Source organism: Microbacterium paludicola, assembly GCF_015235415.1.
GTDB lineage: Bacteria > Actinomycetota > Actinomycetes > Actinomycetales > Microbacteriaceae > Microbacterium > Microbacterium paludicola.
The window spans coordinates 1-656 of sequence record NZ_JADGLL010000101.1; the positions used below are offsets into that span (position 1 = coordinate 1).

1 protein-coding gene is annotated in these 656 nt (G+C 69.4%); it reads left to right on the top strand.

The features are described 5' to 3' along the window. The coding region (locus IR155_RS15700) for an ISL3 family transposase (RefSeq protein WP_135115712.1) at positions 1-650 on the top strand (650 nt) is incomplete at its 5' end. Between the last annotated feature and the right edge of the window lie 6 nt (positions 651-656).

Genomic DNA, 656 nt, shown 5'->3' on the forward strand with positions numbered 1-656 from the left:
CGGACTGGGCGAAGCGGATCGAGGTGGTCGCGATGGACGGCTTCGCCGGGTTCAAGACCGCTGCCGCCGAGGAACTCCCCGACGCCGTCCCCGTCATGGACCCGTTCCACGTGGTCCGCCTCGCCGGCGACGCGCTGGATGTCTGCCGGCGTCGGGTCCAGCAAGACACCACCGGTCACCGCGGGCTCAAGGGCGACCCGCTCTACAAAGCCCGCCGCACCCTGCACACCGGGGCGAGCCTGCTCACCGACCGGCAGCGGGCACGCCTGGACGCAGTGTTCGCGAGCGAGGAGCACATCGAGGTCGAGGCGACCTGGGGCATCTACCAGCGCATCGTCGCGGCCTACCGGGAGCCCGACAAGAAGAAAGCGAAGGCGATGATGCAGGAGGTGATCGCTACGATCAGCAGCGGCGTTCCCGCGGCGCTCGTCGAGGTCCGCAAGCTCGGCCGGACCATGAAGCAGCGGGCGGGCGACATCCTCGCGTTCTTCGACCGCCCCGGCACCAGCAACGGCCCGACCGAGGCCATCAACGGGCGACTCGAACACCTCCGCGGCTCCGCCCTCGGCTTCCGCAACCTCACCCACTACATCGCTCGGTCACTGCTCGAAGCCGGAGGGTTCAGACCCGCGCTACACCCTCGTTCGTGAAGAGCC